At 35.7% G+C, this 20,388-nt stretch carries 17 protein-coding genes; 15 read left to right on the forward strand and 2 right to left on the reverse strand.

Annotation, left to right across the window (positions count from 1 at the left end; all coding sequences use genetic code 11):
* Positions 1-97 precede the first annotated feature (97 nt).
* Together FEZ13_RS04010 and FEZ13_RS04015 are read left to right on the forward strand one after the other, a co-directional pair.
* Entirely contained in the window at positions 98-2,035 is a 1,938-nt protein-coding gene (locus FEZ13_RS04010; RefSeq protein WP_146551556.1) for a M14 family zinc carboxypeptidase, read from the forward strand.
* Positions 2,036-2,540: 505 nt separating this feature from the next.
* Complete coding sequence (locus FEZ13_RS04015) at positions 2,541-2,966, forward strand: acyl-CoA thioesterase (RefSeq protein ID WP_146551557.1); 426 nt, start codon at positions 2,541-2,543, stop codon at positions 2,964-2,966.
* A gap of 133 nt (positions 2,967-3,099) precedes the next feature.
* On the opposite strand, the gene FEZ13_RS04020 is transcribed toward FEZ13_RS04015, so the two are convergent.
* The gene (locus FEZ13_RS04020; protein WP_146551558.1) at positions 3,100-3,387 is read right to left on the reverse strand and encodes a HesB/YadR/YfhF family protein; all 288 of its coding nucleotides are present in this window, start codon (positions 3,385-3,387) and stop codon (positions 3,100-3,102) included.
* A gap of 18 nt (positions 3,388-3,405) precedes the next feature.
* Positions 3,406-4,008, reverse strand: coding sequence for a glycerol-3-phosphate 1-O-acyltransferase PlsY (gene plsY / locus FEZ13_RS04025; protein ID WP_146548642.1), 603 nt, complete (start codon positions 4,006-4,008; stop codon positions 3,406-3,408).
* A gap of 249 nt (positions 4,009-4,257) precedes the next feature.
* Between plsY and parE the strand changes: the two genes are divergently transcribed.
* The 13 genes from parE to FEZ13_RS04080 all read left to right on the forward strand — a co-directional run bounded on the left by parE (position 4,258) and on the right by FEZ13_RS04080 (position 20,322).
* A complete protein-coding gene (gene parE, locus FEZ13_RS04030) occupies positions 4,258-6,234 on the forward strand; it encodes a DNA topoisomerase IV subunit B (RefSeq protein WP_146551559.1) in 1,977 nt (658 codons plus the stop codon).
* Positions 6,231-8,663 (forward strand): DNA topoisomerase IV subunit A, encoded by a 2,433-nt coding sequence (gene parC / locus FEZ13_RS04035; protein WP_146551560.1) that lies wholly within the window; start codon positions 6,231-6,233, stop codon positions 8,661-8,663. Before parE ends, parC begins: the two co-directional genes overlap by 4 nt.
* Positions 8,664-9,296: 633 nt before the next feature.
* Positions 9,297-10,589, forward strand: a complete 1,293-nt coding sequence (locus tag FEZ13_RS04040) for an ammonium transporter (RefSeq protein ID WP_146551561.1) — start codon at positions 9,297-9,299, stop codon at positions 10,587-10,589.
* A gap of 37 nt (positions 10,590-10,626) precedes the next feature.
* The gene (locus tag FEZ13_RS04045; RefSeq protein WP_370467610.1) at positions 10,627-11,610 is read left to right on the forward strand and encodes a DUF294 nucleotidyltransferase-like domain-containing protein; all 984 of its coding nucleotides are present in this window, start codon (positions 10,627-10,629) and stop codon (positions 11,608-11,610) included.
* Between the two features lie 2 nt (positions 11,611-11,612).
* Positions 11,613-12,338, forward strand: coding sequence for an exonuclease domain-containing protein (locus FEZ13_RS04050; RefSeq protein ID WP_146548646.1), 726 nt, complete (start codon positions 11,613-11,615; stop codon positions 12,336-12,338).
* Positions 12,339-13,196: 858 nt separating this feature from the next.
* A complete protein-coding gene (locus FEZ13_RS19340; protein ID WP_186725756.1) occupies positions 13,197-13,340 on the forward strand; it encodes a hypothetical protein in 144 nt (47 codons plus the stop codon).
* 145 nt (positions 13,341-13,485) lie between these two features.
* Positions 13,486-14,187: an arginase gene (locus FEZ13_RS04055; protein ID WP_146551562.1), complete on the forward strand. Its 702-nt coding sequence runs from the start codon at positions 13,486-13,488 to the stop codon at positions 14,185-14,187.
* A gap of 739 nt (positions 14,188-14,926) precedes the next feature.
* The gene (locus tag FEZ13_RS19345) at positions 14,927-15,079 is read left to right on the forward strand and encodes a hypothetical protein (protein WP_186725757.1); all 153 of its coding nucleotides are present in this window, start codon (positions 14,927-14,929) and stop codon (positions 15,077-15,079) included.
* Positions 15,079-16,584, forward strand: a complete 1,506-nt coding sequence (locus FEZ13_RS04060) for an aminotransferase class I/II-fold pyridoxal phosphate-dependent enzyme (protein ID WP_146551563.1) — start codon at positions 15,079-15,081, stop codon at positions 16,582-16,584. Before FEZ13_RS19345 ends, FEZ13_RS04060 begins: the two co-directional genes overlap by 1 nt.
* A gap of 204 nt (positions 16,585-16,788) precedes the next feature.
* On the forward strand, positions 16,789-17,649 hold the full coding sequence (speB, locus tag FEZ13_RS04065) for an agmatinase (protein ID WP_146551564.1): 861 nt from the start codon (positions 16,789-16,791) through the stop codon (positions 17,647-17,649).
* Positions 17,650-18,125: 476 nt separating this feature from the next.
* Positions 18,126-18,917, forward strand: a complete 792-nt coding sequence (locus FEZ13_RS04070) for a transporter substrate-binding domain-containing protein (RefSeq protein WP_146548650.1) — start codon at positions 18,126-18,128, stop codon at positions 18,915-18,917.
* 21 nt (positions 18,918-18,938) lie between these two features.
* Positions 18,939-19,601, forward strand: a complete 663-nt coding sequence (locus tag FEZ13_RS04075) for an amino acid ABC transporter permease (RefSeq protein WP_146548651.1) — start codon at positions 18,939-18,941, stop codon at positions 19,599-19,601.
* Complete coding sequence (locus tag FEZ13_RS04080; RefSeq protein ID WP_146548652.1) at positions 19,594-20,322, forward strand: amino acid ABC transporter ATP-binding protein; 729 nt, start codon at positions 19,594-19,596, stop codon at positions 20,320-20,322. Before FEZ13_RS04075 ends, FEZ13_RS04080 begins: the two co-directional genes overlap by 8 nt.
* Positions 20,323-20,388 lie beyond the last annotated feature (66 nt).

Genomic DNA, 20,388 nt, shown 5'->3' on the forward strand with positions numbered 1-20,388 from the left:
TAATCCCATATTAGTAGGAAGTGAAAAGTAAAACATTCAGGTGCGTGAAGCTTCACTTTATTAAATGACTCAAAATGTAATGAGGTGATATGTTTACATGATAAAACAAAGAAAAAGATTCATTTTATACTCAACCAGTTTCATGTTGTCCATGGGGTTACTATCTATTCATGCATTTGCGACTGATCAGAATAATCAGGAGAACATAAAAGTTTCAAATTCTGCTGAAGATTATTCAAATGTTCAAGAATTGTCGGATGATAGTGCTGAATTACCTAATACAACTGACAGTGAATTTCAAAATGTACTTCATTTTGCGAAAATAGGGAAAGATTCTATCCTTGTCACACCAGAATCCTTACAGCCGACAAATGTGACATTGCCTGCAAGTGATTGTACATATAGCGTTGAGCAATCAAAAAATGAAAATTATTATGCAGTGCAAATTGGTGGGCATACATATTGGATTCAAAGTGAAAATTTAGTGGGTTCTAATGATCAACCAGAAGTGTTGACAAGAAAACGTAATTTAAAGATCAAAACAAAAAATAATTTTAAAATATATGAATCAAAAGACAGTCATTCGAAAATTTTAGTGATCGGGACCAATGCTACAACTTTCAAAGTTTTGGACATAGCCCCCAATTATTATGTTGTGTCAGTAGCAGGCGTAAAGGGATATATCCCTTTTAACCAAGTAAATATAACTTATAAGAAAAATAGCTATGTAGAAGTAGCGACAAATTCTGTCAAATTATATAAGGCTGTGAAAGGAAAATATAAAGCGATAGGCACATTGATGAATGGGGCTGTTGTTAAAATAGCGAAATCTACAGCTAAGTATCATACCATTCAAATTGGTCATGAAGCCTATATGATACCCAAAAACGGTACGATCCCTACAGAAAAATCTGCTTCGCTAGGCAAATTGTTAAAAGCTACCTATCCTGTTTCATTAACAGTGAGTTCGACAAATTCCGTTTATTCCTCAAAAGGAAGTAAAATAGGAACCATTTCTAAAGGTCAAGTTGTTTCCCTTAAAGGATTGAAGGGGAATAAAGGAATTATCGATTTTATGGGGCAATCTGGGTATGTTAATCTGAAATACTACAATCATTCCAATATGGTCAACCCTACTAAAAATATTACTTATGGAATGTACAATTATTATCTTCGTGTAGTTGCACAGTTATATCCTGAATTTACGAAGATTGAAAAGATAGGGTATTCCGTACAGGGACGCTCTATCTATGCATTACGTGTTGGCAATGGAAAAAAAGAAATCTTAATGGATGCAGCTATCCATGCAAGGGAACATATGACGACAAATGTTTTAATGGAAATGATCGATAATTATACGGTCGCTTATCGTAAGGGTTCTTCTTTCGCAGGATATAATGTCAAAAGCACATTGAATAAAACCAGTATTTGGTTTGTCCCAATGATGAATCCTGATGGTGTTACACTTGTTCAAAAGGGGATAAATTCAATAGATTCAAAGTATAGAGCACGTCTTAAACAATACAATCACGGCAGTAGCAATTTTAAACGCTGGAAAGCAAATGGCCGTGGAGTCGATTTAAATCGAAATTTCGATGGATTATGGAAGTATTTAGCTTACACATCCAAATCCTACATGGATTATAAAGGACCATCCGTATTTTCTGAACCAGAAGCACGGTCGTTAAAAGCTTTTGTACGCCGTCATCATTTTAAAACAAATTTATCGTATCATTCATCTGGACAAATTGTTTATTGGTTCAATTTCCAAAAAGGATCTAACTTAAAAAGAGATTTAAAACTAGCCAAAAGTGTTGCTAAAGTAACAGGATATTCAGTGGTACCACCATTGTATTATAGAGGATCAGGGTCTTCTGCAGATTGGTTTATTATCAATCAAAAGAAACCTGGTTTGACGATAGAAATTGCACCATACGCTGGGAATGGTCCAGTGCCACATCGCTATTGGAACAGTGTTTGGTATAAAAATAAGTCGATTGGCTTGTTTGGGGCAAAAGAAGCTAGTAAAAGGTAATTTACCTTGTTTTAGCATCAACAGACAGTTAGATTTAGTACAAAATAGTAAATAGATGCGAGAAATCGACCATCTGTGAAATCTGATGTGTTTTTTGCTGCCACTAACGCTAGCGAGTAATGAAGAGAACCCCCCATTGTGTTTATCTCGCTTTAACGGGTAGTAAGATCCCATCTCAAGATACAGACAGAAACGAGAAAGATAGATAGGAGATTAACTGCCCGTAAAAGTCCTATTGCGCTTTAGCTAACTATCAGTGGGGGATGAAGAAAACTCCAACTGATGGAAGCTTCACCTTTATTTATATAAGCCTTCAATGATTTAGAATTTGAATCATTGAAGGCTTTTTTGCTCCACATTTAAGTATAAAGATATGAGTAAGGAAAGAAAATATCCAATGAGGATAAAGAAATCTCTCATTGAGTGAAGTTTTACTCTATCAAAAAAATATTCATATAAGATTTTTAAATGGAAATTCGCTATACTAAGGAAAGAGGTGAAAGAAATGTTTGTTAGTGAAAAAGAAATTGAAATTCGTTATGCAGAAACCGATCAAATGGGTGTCGTATATCATGCTAATTATGTGATCTGGCTGGAATTAGGAAGGACTCAACTGATTCGTGATCTTGGCTTTTCAGTTATAAAATTTGAAGCAGATGGCTATGTTTCACCTGTTATGAATGTAAACATTCGCTATAAAGCAGCCATGCGCTATGGAGAAAAAGCAATCATCCGTACTTGGGTGAAATCACAAGACCGCATGCGTACAGTTTATGCTTATGAAATTTTACATACTGATGGTACAATCGCTGCTACTGCGACTTCTGAACATATCGTAGTAAAAAAAGAGAATTTCCGACCAGTTGCGTTCAATCGTGTAGATGAAGTTTGGTACAATAAGTATAAAGAAATCGCAGAAATACAAGATTAATCATTGATAAAAAAGAATGGAACAAGAAATTTTCCAAAATGATGAATAGGCGCAATAAGAAGAGCACAGAATGTTTTCCATCAACATTCTGTGCTCTGTTTTTTCATGTATTCAAACAATGGCGTGTTACTATTTATCTATATTCATAGCGAAGTTCGTCGCGTTCTTTGTCGAAGTCTACGATTAAGTCGTGACCATTAAAAAGCCAAACGTCATCTTCTTCGATAAAGAAAGTGACACCATTATGTTGTAAAACCGTTGAAGGATTCAAGGGATCATCTTTGCTCATGCCAAGTGAAAAGCCTTCGTGAAAGGGATTAGCTCCTCCATATCGTGCATAAAAGCGAATAAAATCACCTGCTTCGACTTCCATTTCATCATAAAACCAATTTAGAGCTTGATCCGTCATCACAATTTTCATGTGAACACTCCTTTTTCACTATAACCAAGTAACTTTAGGTTCTGTACCGTTTTTAATCCGTGAAATATTTGAACGATGGCGATAGAATATAAAGACTACAAGTATCGTAATAATGATCAAAAGTAGATATTCTTGTTGTAAGATAGCATAGACAAGCGCATAAATAAAAGCTACGATTGCTGCAAACATAGAAGCTAGGCTGACCATTTTATATACTTTTAGACAAAGTAAAAAAGCAATGACTAATAAAATAAAGATTGGCCAATGATAACCGAGTAGTATGCCTGCTGAAGTAGCAACGGCTTTACCACCTCGAAAGCCAGCAAAAATAGGAAACATGTGTCCGAATACTGCCACAACACCTGCAATAAGAGGATGTACACCACTGTTAGAAAAAACAGCTAATGTTGGTAAAAGGGTAGCAACTGTTCCTTTTAAAATATCCATCAAGGTGACGACAATGCCTGCTTTTTTTCCTAGCACACGGAATGTATTGGTTGCACCTAAATTGCCACTACCGTGCTTGCGGATATCTGTTTTATAAAAAATTTGGCCGATCCATAGACCTGAAGGAATCGAACCTATTAAATAGGCTAAAACCAAAACGAGAATAATATCCATAAAAAAACTCCCTCTTACTTTTAGTAGTTGGTACTATTATAATGTATTAATAGTTTATCATGAATCCTAATAAAGATCACACAATTGTCAACTTTATATCCTTTACCATCATATTCTTATTTTGATTTCGTTTCAACGTTTGATACAATAAATGCTGAATGTATATAAAATGCAAAAGTTGACAGTTCTAATCATTGTGTTTAATATGGATAAAAGTAGAACGGGTGTTTGTATTTAGGGGGAATTTTTTTGACAAGTAAACAGACAATCACGTCTTACAATGAAGATGATATTCAAGTATTAGAAGGATTAGAGGCAGTTAGAAAGCGTCCCGGTATGTATATCGGCTCTACAGATAGCCGTGGATTGCATCATCTCGTATATGAAATTGTTGATAATGCCGTAGATGAAGTACTAGCTGGTTTTGGCAATCATATCATTGTAAAGATTCATGCTGACCAAAGTATTAGCGTGCGTGACTATGGCCGAGGTATTCCTACAGGTATGCATAAAACTGGTAAACCAACTCCGGAAGTGATTTTCACCGTATTACATGCGGGTGGGAAATTTGGTCAAGGTGGTTATAAAACGAGTGGTGGATTACATGGTGTAGGTGCATCTGTAGTGAATGCGTTATCTTCATGGCTAGAAGTCATCATTTATCGTGATGGTAGCAAGTATCGTATGCGCTTTGAAAACGGTGGTAAACCTGTAACAACATTAGAGAAAGTTGGTTCTACAAAAGAAACAGGTGCATTTATTCATTTCAAGCCGGACGATACAATTTTTTCTACTAGTAAATATAATTTTGACATATTAGCAGAACGTCTACGTGAGTCAGCATTTTTACTAAAAAATTTAAAAATCGAGTTAATCGAAGAAGCAACAGAACGCCATGAAATCTATCACTATGAAAATGGTATTGAAGCGTTTGTAGCTTATTTGAATGAGGAAAAAGATGTCCTTCATCCTGTTAAATATGTTGAAGGTGTGCAAGATGAAATTGAAGTAGAATTTGCATTCCAGTTCAACGATGGTTATTCAGAAACCATTTTGTCTTTCGTCAATAATGTGCGAACTCGTGATGGCGGTACTCATGAAACAGGAGCAAAGGCTGCAATGACTCGCGTATTCAACGATTATGCTAGAAAAATTGGTCTACTAAAAGAAAAAGATAAGAATTTAGACGGTTCAGATATACGTGAAGGTCTTGCAGCTATTATTTCTGTTCGGATTCCAGAAAATCTGTTACAGTTTGAAGGACAAACAAAGGGAAAACTGGGTACGTCAGAAGCACGTAGTTCAGTGGATGCTGTTATTTCTCAGAAGCTGATGTATATCTTAGAAGAAAATGCAGAGCTGAGTGCTTCACTTGTACGAAAAGCAATTCGTGCACAACAGGTTCGTGAAGCGGCGAGAAAGGCGAGAGAAGATGCCAGAAACGGTAAGAAGTCCAAAAAACAAAGCACGATTTTATCTGGTAAGTTAACGCCAGCTCAGTCTAAAAACGCTGCGAAAAATGAATTGTATTTAGTCGAAGGGGACTCTGCGGGTGGATCAGCAAAACAGGGAAGGGATCGCACATTCCAAGCCATTTTGCCGCTCCGAGGAAAAGTGATCAATACAGAAAAGGCAAAATTGCAAGATATCATGAAGAATGAAGAAATTTCTACGATTATCCACGCAATTGGAGCGGGTGTTGGATCTGACTTCAATGTTGAAGATTCAGCGTATGATAAAGTGATCATTATGACCGATGCAGATACCGATGGTGCACATATACAAGTACTATTGTTGACATTCTTTTTCCGTTATATGAAACCACTTGTGGAAGCCGGAAAAGTGTATATTGCGTTACCACCACTATATAAGGTATCAAAGGGTACTGGTCGTAAAGAGGTTGTAGAATATGCATGGACAGAAAAGGATTTGCAACAAGCGATTAAAAAAATCGGTAAAGGATATATTCTACAAAGATACAAAGGTCTTGGTGAAATGAATGCCGAACAACTTTGGGAAACAACGATGAATCCAGAAACACGAACGCTGGTACGCGTTAAAATCAATGATGTAGATCGTGCTGAAAAAGGTGTAGCTACATTAATGGGAGACAAAGTTGAGCCACGTCGTAAATGGATTGAATCACATGTGGATTTTGGTCTTGAAGAAGATAACAATATTTTAGAAAGTGAATTTATTACAAAAGAGGAGGAAGAGCTTAAATGACACAATCAGAGAAATTTCAAGACTTGCTCTTAGAAGAAGTCATCGGTGATCGTTTCGGTCGATATAGTAAATATATTATTCAAGATCGTGCTCTTCCGGATGCAAGAGATGGGCTTAAGCCTGTGCAACGCCGTATTTTATATGCAATGTTTATGGAAGGCAACACGCATGATAAGCCATTTCGTAAATCTGCTAAAACAGTAGGGAATGTAATTGGTAACTATCATCCACATGGTGATAGTTCCGTTTACGAAGCAATGGTACGCATGAGTCAAGATTGGAAAGCACGTCATATGCTGATCGAAATGCATGGTAATAACGGGTCAGTTGATGGGGATCCCCCAGCAGCAATGCGTTATACAGAAGCACGTTTATCTCCGATTGCTGCTGAAATGTTACGTGATATTCAAAAGGAAACAGTTGATTTTGTTCCAAACTTCGATGACCAAGATATGGAGCCAACTGTATTGCCTTCACGTTTTCCTAACTTATTAGTCAATGGTTCTACAGGTATTTCTGCTGGTTATGCCACAGATATCCCACCTCATAATTTAGAAGAAGTTTTGGATGCTGTATTAATGCGTATGAAAAAGCCGAATGCAACGGTAGAAGAATTGATGACAGTCATTAAAGGTCCAGATTTCCCAACAGGTGGAGTCATTCAAGGGATTGATGGTATTAAAAAGGCTTATGAAACAGGTAGAGGTAAAATAATTGTCCGTGCAAAATCTGAAATCGAGCCGTTAAAAGGTTCAAAAGAGCAAATTGTTATTACGGAAATACCTTACGAAGTCAATAAGGCAAATCTTGTGAAGAAAATGGATGAGATGCGTCTAGACAAACGTTTAGAGGGAATTGCAGAAGTACGCGATGAATCTGACCGTTCCGGCTTACGCATTGTTGTCGAGTTGAAAAAGGATGTTAGTGGCGAACCGATTTTAAAATATTTATTAAAAAATACAGATTTGCAAGTAACGTATAATTTCAACATGATTGCCATTTATAACCGTCGTCCTACGATGATGAGTTTACCACTTCTTTTAGATGCCTACATTGCACACCAAAAAGAAGTGGTCACTAGACGTTCCAAATTTGACTTGAAAAAGGCAAAAGATCGTTTACATATCGTTGAAGGGTTGATGAAAGCTCTATCTATATTAGACGAAGTCATTGCAACTATCCGCGCTTCAAAAGATAAAAAAGATGCGAAAAGCAACTTGCAACAAAGATTTGCCTTTACAGAAGTTCAAGCAGAGGCAATTGTTTCTTTACAATTATATCGTTTGACCAATACAGATATTACAGAATTACGTGAAGAACAAGCAGAACTTGAAAAGAAAATTATACAATTACAAAGTATTTTAGATAGTGATGCAAAGTTGATAAAGGTACTTCAAAAAGAATTGGAAGAAGTAAAAAGACGATTTGCTGAGCAAAGACGATCTCTTATCCAAGAGGAAATAGAAGAGATCAAATTAGATATGGAAGTATTGATCCCAAGTGAAGATGTAGTCGTCACTGTGACACAAGATGGTTATATTAAACGTACAAGTATTCGCTCATACAACGCGTCAAACGGAAAAGATTTTGCCATCAAAGAATCTGACCATTTGCTGTATGAATCAACGCTAAATACACAGCAGCATTTATTGTTATTTACAGATAAAGGACATTATATATTCCAACCGGTGCACGAATTGCCAGATATTCGCTGGAAAGATCTAGGCCAACATATATCAAGTATTGTACCGCTGGATGCGAATGAAAAAATTATTAATGCTTGTGGTGTAGCTGACTTTAAAGTAGACCAATACGTTTTAACTATTACGAAAAATGGTCAAATCAAACGTACGGCTTTAGCTGAGTTCTTTGTACAACGCTATACAAAACCGCTTAAAATGATGAATGTTAAAAAAGATGATGTGGTCATTTTTGCGGGCATCGTCGAACCAACAGTTGAAGTTTATTTAACAACTTACTGTAGCTATGCCATCCGCTTTAAGCTTGACGAGATACAAGTAACGGGTATCAAAACAGCTGGTGTAAAAGCGATGAATTTAAAAGACGGTGACTTTATACAAGTAGCTAATGTCATTCCAGAGCATCATAAAGGAAAAGTAATGATCGTGACACAACGCGGAGCAGTCAAGAAGATGGCTTTGGATGAAGTGGAATTAGGGAATCGTGCACTACGTGGTGTGTTAACTCTTCGTGAATTGAAGAAAAATCCACATCGAATTTGTGCAGTCGTATACGTAGAAGAAGGGGAAGGCATTCTCATCACTACTGAAAAAGGCGTGCAAGAAGAGCTAAGGGAAGACCAATATCGTTTAGCAGATCGATTCTCAAATGGCTCCTATGCAGTCGATGTTGATACAGACGGTGAAATTATTCATGTACAAAAAGTTCCTGCAATAAAAGAGTCATGACATCGTGCTGGCAATCAGATATGCAGATTTAGTTATGATTATGCCAATTTAGTTTAAAAACTTGCATAAAAGATGTAACCAAAACGTTATTTTAATACGGAACAACACATACAAACTTCACATGGTGTGGATGAAAAAAACTCCCACTATGTGAAGTTTGATTTTATTTTAGGATGATATGGTCGATTTTTAACGTTTTTCAGGCATCCTCATCCTATGGGGTATTATGGGTATGTAAGAACGATTACTAGTACGTGAGCTATTTCATTTCAATAAATATGCAAAATGATGTAACGATAACACCTATTGACAGTTCGTTCAAGAAAACTGTCAATAGGTGTTTTAAATTTGGCCGAATTTATAAAAATAGGAAAAGAGAAATAAATGGATCTACATGAAGAACAAACCAAAGAACCAAATACTATGTCTTCATCAGAAAATATAGTAGTTCTTTGATCATGAAAACGTTTTATACAAATATATGTTAGATTTTATAACATTATATAAATAAATTCTGAAAATTCTATTGACTATTATTTTTTAATGTGTAAAATATAAATTAACAACAAACGTGTTATGAAAACTGACATAAGTTTGTTTGGAAAAATAACATAAGAAATGAGGTTGATATTCATGGATGCAACGTATCTTATGAATAGCTTGTGGACGATGGTTGCGGCAGTTTTAGTTATTTTAATGATTGGCGGATTCATATTATTAGAAGCCGGTTCCACAAGAATGAAAAATGCTGGTCATGTAGCCGGCAAAACGATTTTCACTTTTGGTTTAGCATCATTAGTATTCTGGGCGTTAGGCTACGGTTTGATATTTGGAGGTAATGCAAACTTCTTTACAGGAATGACGGACTTTTTCTACTCTGGAGATCAAGTAAAAGATGCTGGTCTAGCAACGACAGTCTTCTTCGTATTCCAATTAGCATTTGCTGCTATTTCTATAACAATTGCTCTTGGTGGTTTTGCAGAACGTGCGAAATTTTCAGCATATGTTGTTTTCACGATCTTATTTGGTATTTTAGTTTATCCCGTAATCGCTCACTGGATCTGGGGAGGCGGTTGGTTAGCTGAACATGGTAAACAAGACTTTGCAGGATCTACTGTCGTTCACTTAACAGGTGCTATGGCAGCATTAGCAGCAACAATCGTTTTAAAACCTCGTATTGGTAAATTTAATAAAGATGGTTCTTCTAATAACATTGCAGGTCATAACCAAGTGTATACTGCACTAGCAGTACTATTACTTTGGGTTGGCTGGTTCGGATTTAACGCAGGTAGTACAGTATCAGTAGAAGATGGATTCTTTGGATTCGTTGCACTTAACACAAACCTTGCTGCAGCGGCTGGTGCAGTAGCGGCAACTTTAATTTCATGGATCGTACTAGGTAAACCTGATATTCCTACACTTTTAAACGGTGCTTTAGCTGGATTAGTCGCCATTACTGCATCCTGTGCATTTGTTGATGTTTGGGCTTCAGTTGTAATTGGTTTCATCGCAGGTATCTTAACTTTCTATAGTGCTCGCTTCTTAGAAAGCAGAAAAATCGACGATCCAATCTTTGCCGTATCTGTTCATGGTATCCCAGGTATATGGGGAACATTATCAACTGGTTTCTTTGCTACAAAGGAATTAGCTACTGTCGGTAAACCAGGATTATTCTATGGTGGCGGTCTTCACCAATTGGGTGTACAGTTTACAGGTGTTCTTGTTTCAGGACTATATGCATTCGTCATTTCTTTCTTAATTCTTTGGGTAATGAAGAAAGTCATGGGAGGAATTCGTGTTACTGAAGAAGAAGAAATTATGGGGTTAGATATTAGCGAACATGGTAGTTATGGTTATCCAGAACAAATGGTAACACAACAAAAAGATACAAATGTTACCGCTAGTAAAACTCACGTAAGTTCATAAGTAAAAAGCCTATTTTTAGGCTTTTTACAAAAAGGAAGTGCTTCTTTTGAACACTGGGGTGTTAACATATGAGTCCATTAAAGAATGGAAAGAGCAAAATATTTCTACATTTAAAAATGATTTAATAGGTCTTAATTCATTCCATGATCAAATTATGCGGAAAGTGTTAAAGGTGGCAATTGAAAAATTAAACAAAGGGGAGCCACCTTGCGACTTTTCATGGTTTGTAACAGGAAGCGGTGGCAGATTTGAACAAGGTTTCATTAGTGATCAAGATCACGGCATGATCTATATGGAAGATTCTGAAGAATGTCATCTCTATTTTAAAGCTCTTGGGGAAGAGCTTGCGGATGGTCTTGCATTTGTGGGATATCCGTATTGTAAGGGGTATATTATGAGTTCGAATCCGCTGTGGTGCAAATCTTTTCAGGGGTGGAAAGAACAATTGCTTGCCTGGATGGAATCTGAAAGTTGGGGAGCGATCCGCTATTTACAAATATTTTATGATGCTAGAGTCATAGAGGGTGAAGAGCCATATATCAAGCAGTTGAAAACCGTCATCTATGACTATCAATTAAAGCATCCAAAACTATTAAAACGATTTTTAGCAAATATAATGCATATAAAAAATATCATTGGACCTTTGGGACAAATTTTGGTGGAACGTTACGGTACATATCAAGGTTGTATAGATTTGAAGTATTCAGCCTTTGTTCCGTATGTGAATGCGATACGAATATTGGCAATTAAAGAAGGAATATATGAAACTTCAACACTTGCACGTATTTCTCGGTTAACTCAACAAAAGGAATATGGTCAATTGCTTCAAAATTGTGAACAAAATTTCGAACTTTTATTAAAGTATAGGCTATCTTTATATAAAGTAAATGATTATTCAGACACACATTATTTAAGAATTGCAGGTCTTGAAAAAGAGAAAAAAAAGCAAATCAAGCAAATTCTTAAAACGGGTGTAAGAATTCATGACGAAGTAATCGAGCTTATTGAAAAAGGGTGTTAATTATGGCTTTTGAACCGTTTCAGCAGTTGTTAAGATCCATACAAGGTAAACGGAATTCAGGAGGTTTAGGGGAAGTTCAAAATGCTCAGCAAATTGCATTTTTGAGAGGCTTGCAAAAAGAAATACAGCCGGAAGAAGCTTTAACAATCCCTTTAACGGAACTAAATGTAGTCGTTTTTGATATTGAAACGACAGGTTTTCATCCAGAAAAGGGAGATGAAATATTATCAATTGGTGCCATTAGGATGAACGGTTCAAATATTCTTGAAGACGAAACCTTTTATTCACTCATGCATTCTGAAAAGAATATTCCACTTGAAATCATAAAACTGACGGGTATTACAAATGAGGCCATTCAATCTGCTCCTCCAGCAGCAAATGTCTTTCTTGAATTTCTTGAATTTGTAAAAGATTCAACACTTGTTGCCCATCATGCAAATCATGAGCGAAGTTTTATGAAATATGCAAGTAATCATTATTTTAGAACACCTTTTAAGTACCGAATAGTGGATACAGCATTTTTGTTCAAAATAGTGGAACGAAACTTGAGTATTGTTAAGTTAGAAGATTTTTGTTCTCATAATCATATACCGATTATTAATCGACATCACGCTTTAGGTGATGCAGTATTGACCGCGAAATTATGGAGCCTTTATATTGAAAGAGCCAAAAAGATTGGTTGTGAAAATTTGCAAGATGTTTATGATCGATTTGCAAGATTACAGTAGCCTCCTCTAAGCTTTTTGTATAGGATAAAGTATATATTTAATACCAATAATTGAAGTAAAAGTGATAAAATAGGAATGTATTGTCTAAAAAGCAGAGATTCCGTTTTATCATGATAAACAGAGCGCAGAATGTTGTTTAATCAGTATTCTGTGCTTTTTGTATGTGGATCGCATTTTCTTTTTGAAAACTTCTTGGCTATAGCTGGATTGAAGTAGTGGAGATGTGCTTGATGCATGATTGGCAAAGGTCCGAATAGAACATTAAAGAGTGGGGCAAAGTAATTTATATTTGTATTGCCTGAAGATTGATCCTATCAGGGATTCTATGCTATATAGAACAAAATAGCGCTTATTAGTGTCACAATAATTCTGCTTTATGATATAATATAATTACTATTTAATGTAAATAGTGAAACTACCGAAAGGAAGTGATTTTTTGTTAACTCTCAACATTCATAAGGACGATCGATTTTATATTGTGGAGTATGTTTCTAAAGTGGGAGAACGTATTGATCATCAGCATTATTCTAAGGATTCCCTCTTTGAGAGCATTTATAAGCTCGGTCGGCATACTCACATCAACAACGTCCACTTTTGCATCCCACGCGATTTAAGCCATTCTTTGTTATCATTTTTATCTATTGAATTTCCAGGAGAACTTTATGAACACAAAATTACGATCAACGATTAGCCTGTCTTTTACAAATCTCAAAAAATTAGTACAGTAAACAGATGATCTGACTTATTTTTTTAGATCATCTGTTTTATTATTATTTATCCGCATTAACTGGCAGTAAGACCCCCCTCAAGATATAGAGAGAAACGCAAAATAGGGACAGATGCGGGAATAACTGCCGCATGCGCTCGATTGGTTCGAGCCAACAAGATGTTGGTCCCTCAGTTGTTGCCACAGGACGTGGCGCTTTTCACTTCCGTTCCTCTATTTCAATGAGGAAGAAAACCCCAGCTGATGGAACCCTCACTTTAACGAACATCCTTTAATTGTTTATATATGGATAAATTGACTTTAAATTTGTTAAGAACTACAATTAGCTTATAAAAGATATAGCACTCAATGACTTCAATGGCTAATAAAATGACGAAATAGATAATCTATGATTGAACGAACTTATTAGAGGTGGTTATCATGGGAAACAATTTATTATCAATAGATTGGGATTATTTTATTTCATTAGACAACAAAAATTGTGTATCAACTATTGAAAACAAAAAAACAGTAAATGATTTGTGGTATAAGCGATATTTTCAATTTAAATCGGAAGGTAAAGATCTTCAAAAACGATATCAACTTTCTGAAGAGGCCGATGAGTTTTGGGGGAAGATGAAGAAAATTTTTGAGTTTGATTCGCATGTTCATATATTTGTTTCAGATTCACATGCTTTATCTTATAAAATTGCACAGATGTATAATTGTGATAATGTATACCTTTTTGACGCTCATTCTGATTTGGGTTACGGGGGTCTACCATCTCTTGAGTTTGAGTTGAATTGTGCAAACTGGTTAGGAAAATTACTAAAAAACAAAAAAGTAAAAGAAGCCCATATCATTTATGGTCCATATACGGCTGAAAAGCCTGAAAATTTCCAACAAATGAACGAATTATATCATATTGAATATCCAACAATAAATGATTTAGATGAAAAGACGAAAATATCAGCTATTCATATTTGTCGTTCAGGTGCTTGGACGCCACCATGGTTAGATGGAAAATTTATTGAATTTATTCGTAAAATAGGTTTTTCTTATACCATGCTTGAATGTCAGAAACGAAATTGGAATCCAACTTCTCTAACCTATGCAGATCAATTGCAATATTTGATGACATAAACGAATCCATATCTTTTTTCCTGTGGCAACGACTTTTGGATCAACATCGTGTTGCCCCGAAGCGGCTGAGCGTTCGCATTCGGAAAAGCGAGCAAGCCGTAGCGAAAATCAGCATATACACTATATTTTGTGTGCAAAATTAGATTATCAACATACTTAATAAAAAATTTTGAAGCATTTTTTTAAAAGATACTGTAGTATAACAGTATAGATTTTGACGTATATCTGTATCAGCTGTTCAAAATTATTTAATCACAGAAAATTACAGTTAATTATTAGCAAATTAATGATAATCCTTAATAAATAAACGTATTTTAAAAGTGGCAGGTTTTTCTGAATAGAGAAACTTAGTCGCTTTTTTATTTAGATAAGTCCTAAACTGAATAGAACAGTTTTAATTTATACATATTTAATTTTTAAATTACACAATAATTAGATCATTCAAAACTGAAATTTATCCCCAAAAACGATTTGACAGTTTTCGTGAAATCAATTATTATTAGCCTCAGCATGAATAAAGTTGCTCTTATTAATAACCGTTGAGACGAGGGGTCTAAGATACGGTGGCAAACCAGACTGATCAAAATCAGATTTTGGGGCTCAACCTGAGCGCAAAATGTACGAAGTTTTGTGAACGATAAGAGGATAAGCAGTTGATACTAATCGAAGCTTTCCTTCTAATGGTTGGAGAGCTTTTTTCTATGCTAAAAATAACATTTTTTAGTTGAGGTGTTTAATATTGACTGTTTTTATTTTATTGCCATCTAAGTTTGTTTTGAAATTATATTTTCATAAAATTCAAAAATATTTTACAAATCATATTCTTGAAATGATTTCAACACCCTATTATTCAAAATTAGTTCGCAAATCGATTGTGGAGGGCATTGAATAATGAATAGCATTCAAGAACAAACCCAAATCAGAGAATTTGCTCAAGCACAAGAAAGAATGCCATTATTTGAAACATTAGTAGATTATGCCAAAAAGGATGTAACACCTTTTGATGTTCCTGGTCATAAAATGGGTGCGCAGGCAAGTCCCTTAAAAAATATACTTGGTGAAATGACGATGAAAATGGATGTCAACTCCATGAAAGAGTTAGATTTACTAAGTCATCCCGAATCGGTTATTAAAGAAGCACAGCAGCTGGCGGCCAATGCTTTTGGGGCAGATCAAGCATACTTTTTAGTGAATGGTACAACATCAGGTATTTTAGCGATGATTTTAGCTACTTGTAAACCTGATGATGTATTAATTGTGCCTCGGAATTGTCATAAATCCGTTATGAATGGCTTAATTTTAAGTGGGGCAAAACCTGTTTTTATTGAACCAGAAGTAGATGTACACTTCGGGATTTCACATGGGATTTCAGTAAAAAGTGTGACGAAAACTTTATCCGCATATCCGGAAGCAAAAGCAATCTTAGTAACATATCCGACTTACTTTGGTTCGATGAATGATTTAAGGGCGATTTGCAGGTTAGCGCATGATCGGGATATTACTGTGATTGTGGATAGCGCACATGGTGCACATCTGCCATTTATGCCAGGTCAAATAGATCCAATTGTCGCAGGTGCCGATATCGTTACAATGAGTATGCATAAAACAGGAGGATCGCTGACTCAAAGTTCGATTTTATTTTTGAATGAAGGCCGTGTCTCAGCGAAAACTATGCAAAAAACGTTGAACATGTTACAGACAACAAGTGCGAACTATCTATTGATGAGTTCCTTAGACGTTGCAAGACATGACCTTGCATTGTACGGGTATGATCGCTATAAAGATTTAAAACCACTTGTAGAAAAGGCAATTCATGATATCGAACAGCATACATGCTTTGAAGTGCTAAAAAATGATTATGTAAAAAAACAGAATATGCATGCTTATGATTGGACTAAAATGGTGATTCGTGTGAACGACAGCGGGTTAACAGGTTTTGAAGTATATACACTGCTAAAAGAAAAGTACCAAATTCAAATGGAATTAGCTGAAGGCTATGTAGTTATGGCTGTGGTTACGACAGCTGATGATGAGGAATCGTTGAAAAAATTAGTATATGCCCTTTGTGAGATCGATCGTTTATACGGCAGAAAAATACCGATCTATTCGACCAATGTAACACCTACTCATCCCAATAAATTATTGTTGAGTCCAAGGGATGCATACTATGCCGAGCATGAATTGTTACCAATCGATATGGCACTTGGAAAAATCAGTGCGGATTTGTTGATGATTTATCCTCCAGGTATTCCACTTGTCATTCCAGGAGAATTAATATCAGAAGATGTTATTCAACAATATCACTACTACTCTAAAACATTCGGTAATGTTCTGACCGAATCTGCTTTAAAGCATCATATTACGGTAGTGAAACCATCAATTACGCCTCCAGCGTAATTGCGTCCGGATTTTTTTCGAGCTTGCTCGAAAAACTCCTCTTCAAAATCCGTGACATCCGCCGGAGGCTTTATCTTGATTCGGCAGGCATTTGCACATCTGCTGAATTAGGAAAAACAGCATTCATCCCACCACCTATAGAGATGGGAGTTTTTTGCTGAATCCATATAAAAACATCGAAGCAAATGAAGGAGTAATTAACATATGCAAAATAAGCCATTAAATGTATCAACATTCATTGGATGTGACCATCAATATGAAGAGTCTAGTCTTGTACTTTTCGGTATTCCATTTGATGGGACGACAAGCTTTAGACCGGGCACTCGTTTTGCGATGCAAGCGATTCGCCCGGACTCCTATGGATTAGAAACTTATTCACCTTATTTGGATCGTGATTTAGAAGAGATCGCTATTTATGATAGTGGAGATTTAGAACTGCCTCTTGGAAATACGCAAAAAACAATGGATGAAATCTTAACATTTAGTCGTTCACTTGTTTTTGATAACAAAAAATTTGTAATGGTTGGGGGAGAGCATTTAGTCAGCTATCCAACTATTCAAGCAGTTTATGAAAAGTATCCAGATTTGCATGTGATCCATATTGATGCACACACTGATTTGCGAGAAGAATATATGGGAGAAAAACTATCGCATGCCTCCATTATTCGTCGTTGTCATGAATTTTTGGGAGATGGACGAATCTTTCAATTTGGTATTCGTTCAGGTTTAAAAGAAGAATTTGAATGGTCCAAAGAACATACTTATATGGAGCGCTTTACGATTGATACTTTAGGTGAAGTGGTAGAAAAGCTAGAAAATGTTCCTACATATATTACGATTGACTTGGATGTACTAGATCCCGGTACATTTCCAGGGACAGGAACACCTGAACCGGGTGGTATAACGTATAAAGAGCTATTAATTGGTATTCAGCAATTACAAAAGTTAAACCATATTGTTGCAGCAGATGTCGTAGAATTATCTCCATCCTATGATCCATCTGGTGCATCGACAGCCGTTGCATGTAAAACGATTCGCGAAATGTTGTTAACGGTTGGAAAATAAAGAACTATTCAAGTGGGGCTTCACCATATTAGATACTTGTTGAAATAAGTATATGTATTAGCTAGGCAGGTTGATCCATTTATAACAAAACTGAAATGTTGATTTATCAGCATTTTGGTTTTTTCATTTTAAAACTGTATAGTTGAATAAATCAAAACTCACACAAGATAGGAAATATTCAAAAAAATAAATATTGCCCGAGGAATAAGGAAAAACGACAAAAATCTCGTATTTAATTGATTTTATTCGACAAAGATATTATTTTTACGTTTCAAATGAAAATTCATATCATATTTTTCGAAAAAAAGCACATTCTTACGTAAAAAGACTTTAGTTTTTAAAAATTTATGTTATTATATTTATAAATATTAATTCATATATATTCATGATTTGCAGTTTACCCGTATTATTATGCAATAATTTGAGCACTCGATGAGAGAATATATATAAACAACTATAGAATGGAGCTTTTTAGTATGAAAAAGAAATGGTTATTTGCAGCAGCCGCTGTATTATCACTATCACTAGCAGGATGTGGATCTAATTCAGATAAAACTGCGACTGACAACAACAATGATCAAGACAACAAAAAAGTATTAGTAATGGGAACATCAGCAGATTTTGCCCCATTTGAATATATCGATTCAGCAAAATCAGATGAAATCATCGGATTTGATGTAGATTTAGCGAAAGCAGTTACGAAAAAAATGGGTTATCAATTGAAAATTCAAGATATGGAATTCAATAGTTTAATCCCAGCTGTACAATCTAAAAAAATTGATTTTGCCATGGCTGGTATTACACCAAACGAAAAACGTGCGAAAGTGGTAGATTTCACGGATTCGTATTACGATACAGTAGATTATATTATTACGAAAAAAGGCGCTACTTTTAACGGCATTGATGATTTAAAAGGTAAAAAAATTGGTGCACAAGTTTCTTCTATTGAAGAAGATACAGCAAACACGATTAAGGATAAATTAAAAACTGTAAAAGTAGAAACTCGTGACCGTGTACCTGAATTGATACAAGAAGTGAAACTTGGAAGACTTGATGCCATCGTGCTAGAAGATATCGTTGCCAAAAACTATGTTAAGCAAAATAATGATTTAAAATACTCAGCCATTGAAGGCGTTGAAAATCAAAAAAAGGCAGCAGCATTTCCTAAAGGCAGTAAATTGGTTACAGAATTCAACAAAGCTGTAAAAGAATTAGATGATGCTGGAGAAATCGATAAAATGAGAGCAAAATGGTTCAAGGTTGAGTAACAGGAGAAAGAGGTTCTAAAGATGAATTTGGATTTTACGCCAATTATGCCATCGATCCCTTATATCATTAAAGGGATTGTCGTTACATTAGAAATTGCAGCAATTGCATGTGTATTAGGTTTTATTCTCGGGGTTTTGCTGTCACTTGTTAAATTGAGTGGCATCAGATTCCTTAAATGGCTGGCTGATTTCTATACTTCTGTATTTCGTGGTACACCACTTGTTTTGCAATTGATCATCATTTACATGGGGATTCCGCAAATGTTCCCGAATATTGAGATTGAACCTATGCCTGCCGCTATTCTTGCTTTCTCTTTAAACTCAGCGGCTTATATCTCTGAAATCATTCGAGGTGGCATAATGGCAGTTGATAAAGGCCAAAGCGAGGCAGCACAAGCTTTAGGTGTCTCTTATGCTAGTATGATGAAAGATATTATTTTGCCACAAGCGTTAAAAAATATTATTCCGGCTTTAATGAATGAATTTATTTCATTGACAAAAGAATCAGCCATCGTGACGGTAATCGGTGCTTTAGATATAATGCGCCGTGCATATATTGTGGGTGGTGCGACATTCCACTATATTGAGCCATTGCTCATTGCTGGGGTCATCTACTATTTGATCGTGTTAGTGCTATCATATGCTGGTAAATTGGTTGAGAAAAGGATGAGAATAGGTGATTAATGTACAAGATTTGCATAAATCGTATGGCAAAAACGATGTGCTAAAAGGTATTTCAACAACGATTCAAGATGGCGAGGTTATCGCAATCATCGGTCCTTCTGGTTCAGGTAAATCAACCTTTTTACGATGCATCAACTTACTCGAAACACCGACTAGTGGTAAAATCATCATCAATGGTCAAGATGTGACAGAGAAAAAAACAAACTTGATGAAGGTCCGTGAAAAAGTAGGCATGGTATTTCAGCATTTCCATTTGTTCCCGCATAAAACGGTCATGGAAAATCTAACATATGCTCCGATGAAAGTAAGAAAGCTGACGAAAGCAGAAGCTGAAAAAAGTGGTGAAGAGCTTTTAAAGCAAGTTGGTTTATATGATAAAAAGGATGAATATCCAAGCCGTCTATCAGGTGGTCAAAAACAACGTGTTGCGATTGCAAGAGCTTTAGCAATGCAACCAGATATTATGTTATTTGATGAACCAACATCAGCGCTTGATCCAGAGATGGTAAAAGAAGTTCTTGATGTTATGAAATCTTTAACGAAAACAGGGATGACGATGTTGATCGTCACGCATGAGATGGGATTTGCTCGTGAAGTGGCTGATCGAATTTTCTTTATAGACAATGGTCAGTTAATCGAAGATACAGCTCCACAAGCGTTTTTCAAAAATCCATCCACTCAACGTGCGAAGGACTTCTTGGATAAAGTATTGAATATATAGATAGACTTTGATATAACAAGTGTTTTTAATATAAATTGTGTTTGTTTTTAATGTTAAAAGGAAAGC

Source organism: Rummeliibacillus sp. SL167 (assembly GCF_007896505.1).
Lineage (GTDB): Bacteria > Bacillota > Bacilli > Bacillales_A > Planococcaceae > Rummeliibacillus > Rummeliibacillus suwonensis.

Coding starts and splice junctions, on each gene's coding strand:
- FEZ13_RS04010 (WP_146551556.1), top strand. CDS start 98: ATGATAAAACAAAGAAAAAGATTCATTTTATACTCAACCAGTTTCATG.
- FEZ13_RS04015 (WP_146551557.1), top strand. CDS start 2,541: ATGTTTGTTAGTGAAAAAGAAATTGAAATTCGTTATGCAGAAACCGAT.
- FEZ13_RS04020 (WP_146551558.1), bottom strand. CDS start 3,387: ATGAAAATTGTGATGACGGATCAAGCTCTAAATTGGTTTTATGATGAA.
- plsY (WP_146548642.1), bottom strand. CDS start 4,008: ATGGATATTATTCTCGTTTTGGTTTTAGCCTATTTAATAGGTTCGATT.
- parC (WP_146551560.1), top strand. CDS start 6,231: ATGACACAATCAGAGAAATTTCAAGACTTGCTCTTAGAAGAAGTCATC.
- FEZ13_RS04040 (WP_146551561.1), top strand. CDS start 9,297: ATGGATGCAACGTATCTTATGAATAGCTTGTGGACGATGGTTGCGGCA.
- FEZ13_RS04050 (WP_146548646.1), top strand. CDS start 11,613: ATGGCTTTTGAACCGTTTCAGCAGTTGTTAAGATCCATACAAGGTAAA.
- FEZ13_RS19340 (WP_186725756.1), top strand. CDS start 13,197: ATGCGCTCGATTGGTTCGAGCCAACAAGATGTTGGTCCCTCAGTTGTT.
- FEZ13_RS04055 (WP_146551562.1), top strand. CDS start 13,486: ATGGGAAACAATTTATTATCAATAGATTGGGATTATTTTATTTCATTA.
- FEZ13_RS04060 (WP_146551563.1), top strand. CDS start 15,079: ATGAATAGCATTCAAGAACAAACCCAAATCAGAGAATTTGCTCAAGCA.
- speB (WP_146551564.1), top strand. CDS start 16,789: ATGCAAAATAAGCCATTAAATGTATCAACATTCATTGGATGTGACCAT.
- FEZ13_RS04070 (WP_146548650.1), top strand. CDS start 18,126: ATGAAAAAGAAATGGTTATTTGCAGCAGCCGCTGTATTATCACTATCA.
- FEZ13_RS04075 (WP_146548651.1), top strand. CDS start 18,939: ATGAATTTGGATTTTACGCCAATTATGCCATCGATCCCTTATATCATT.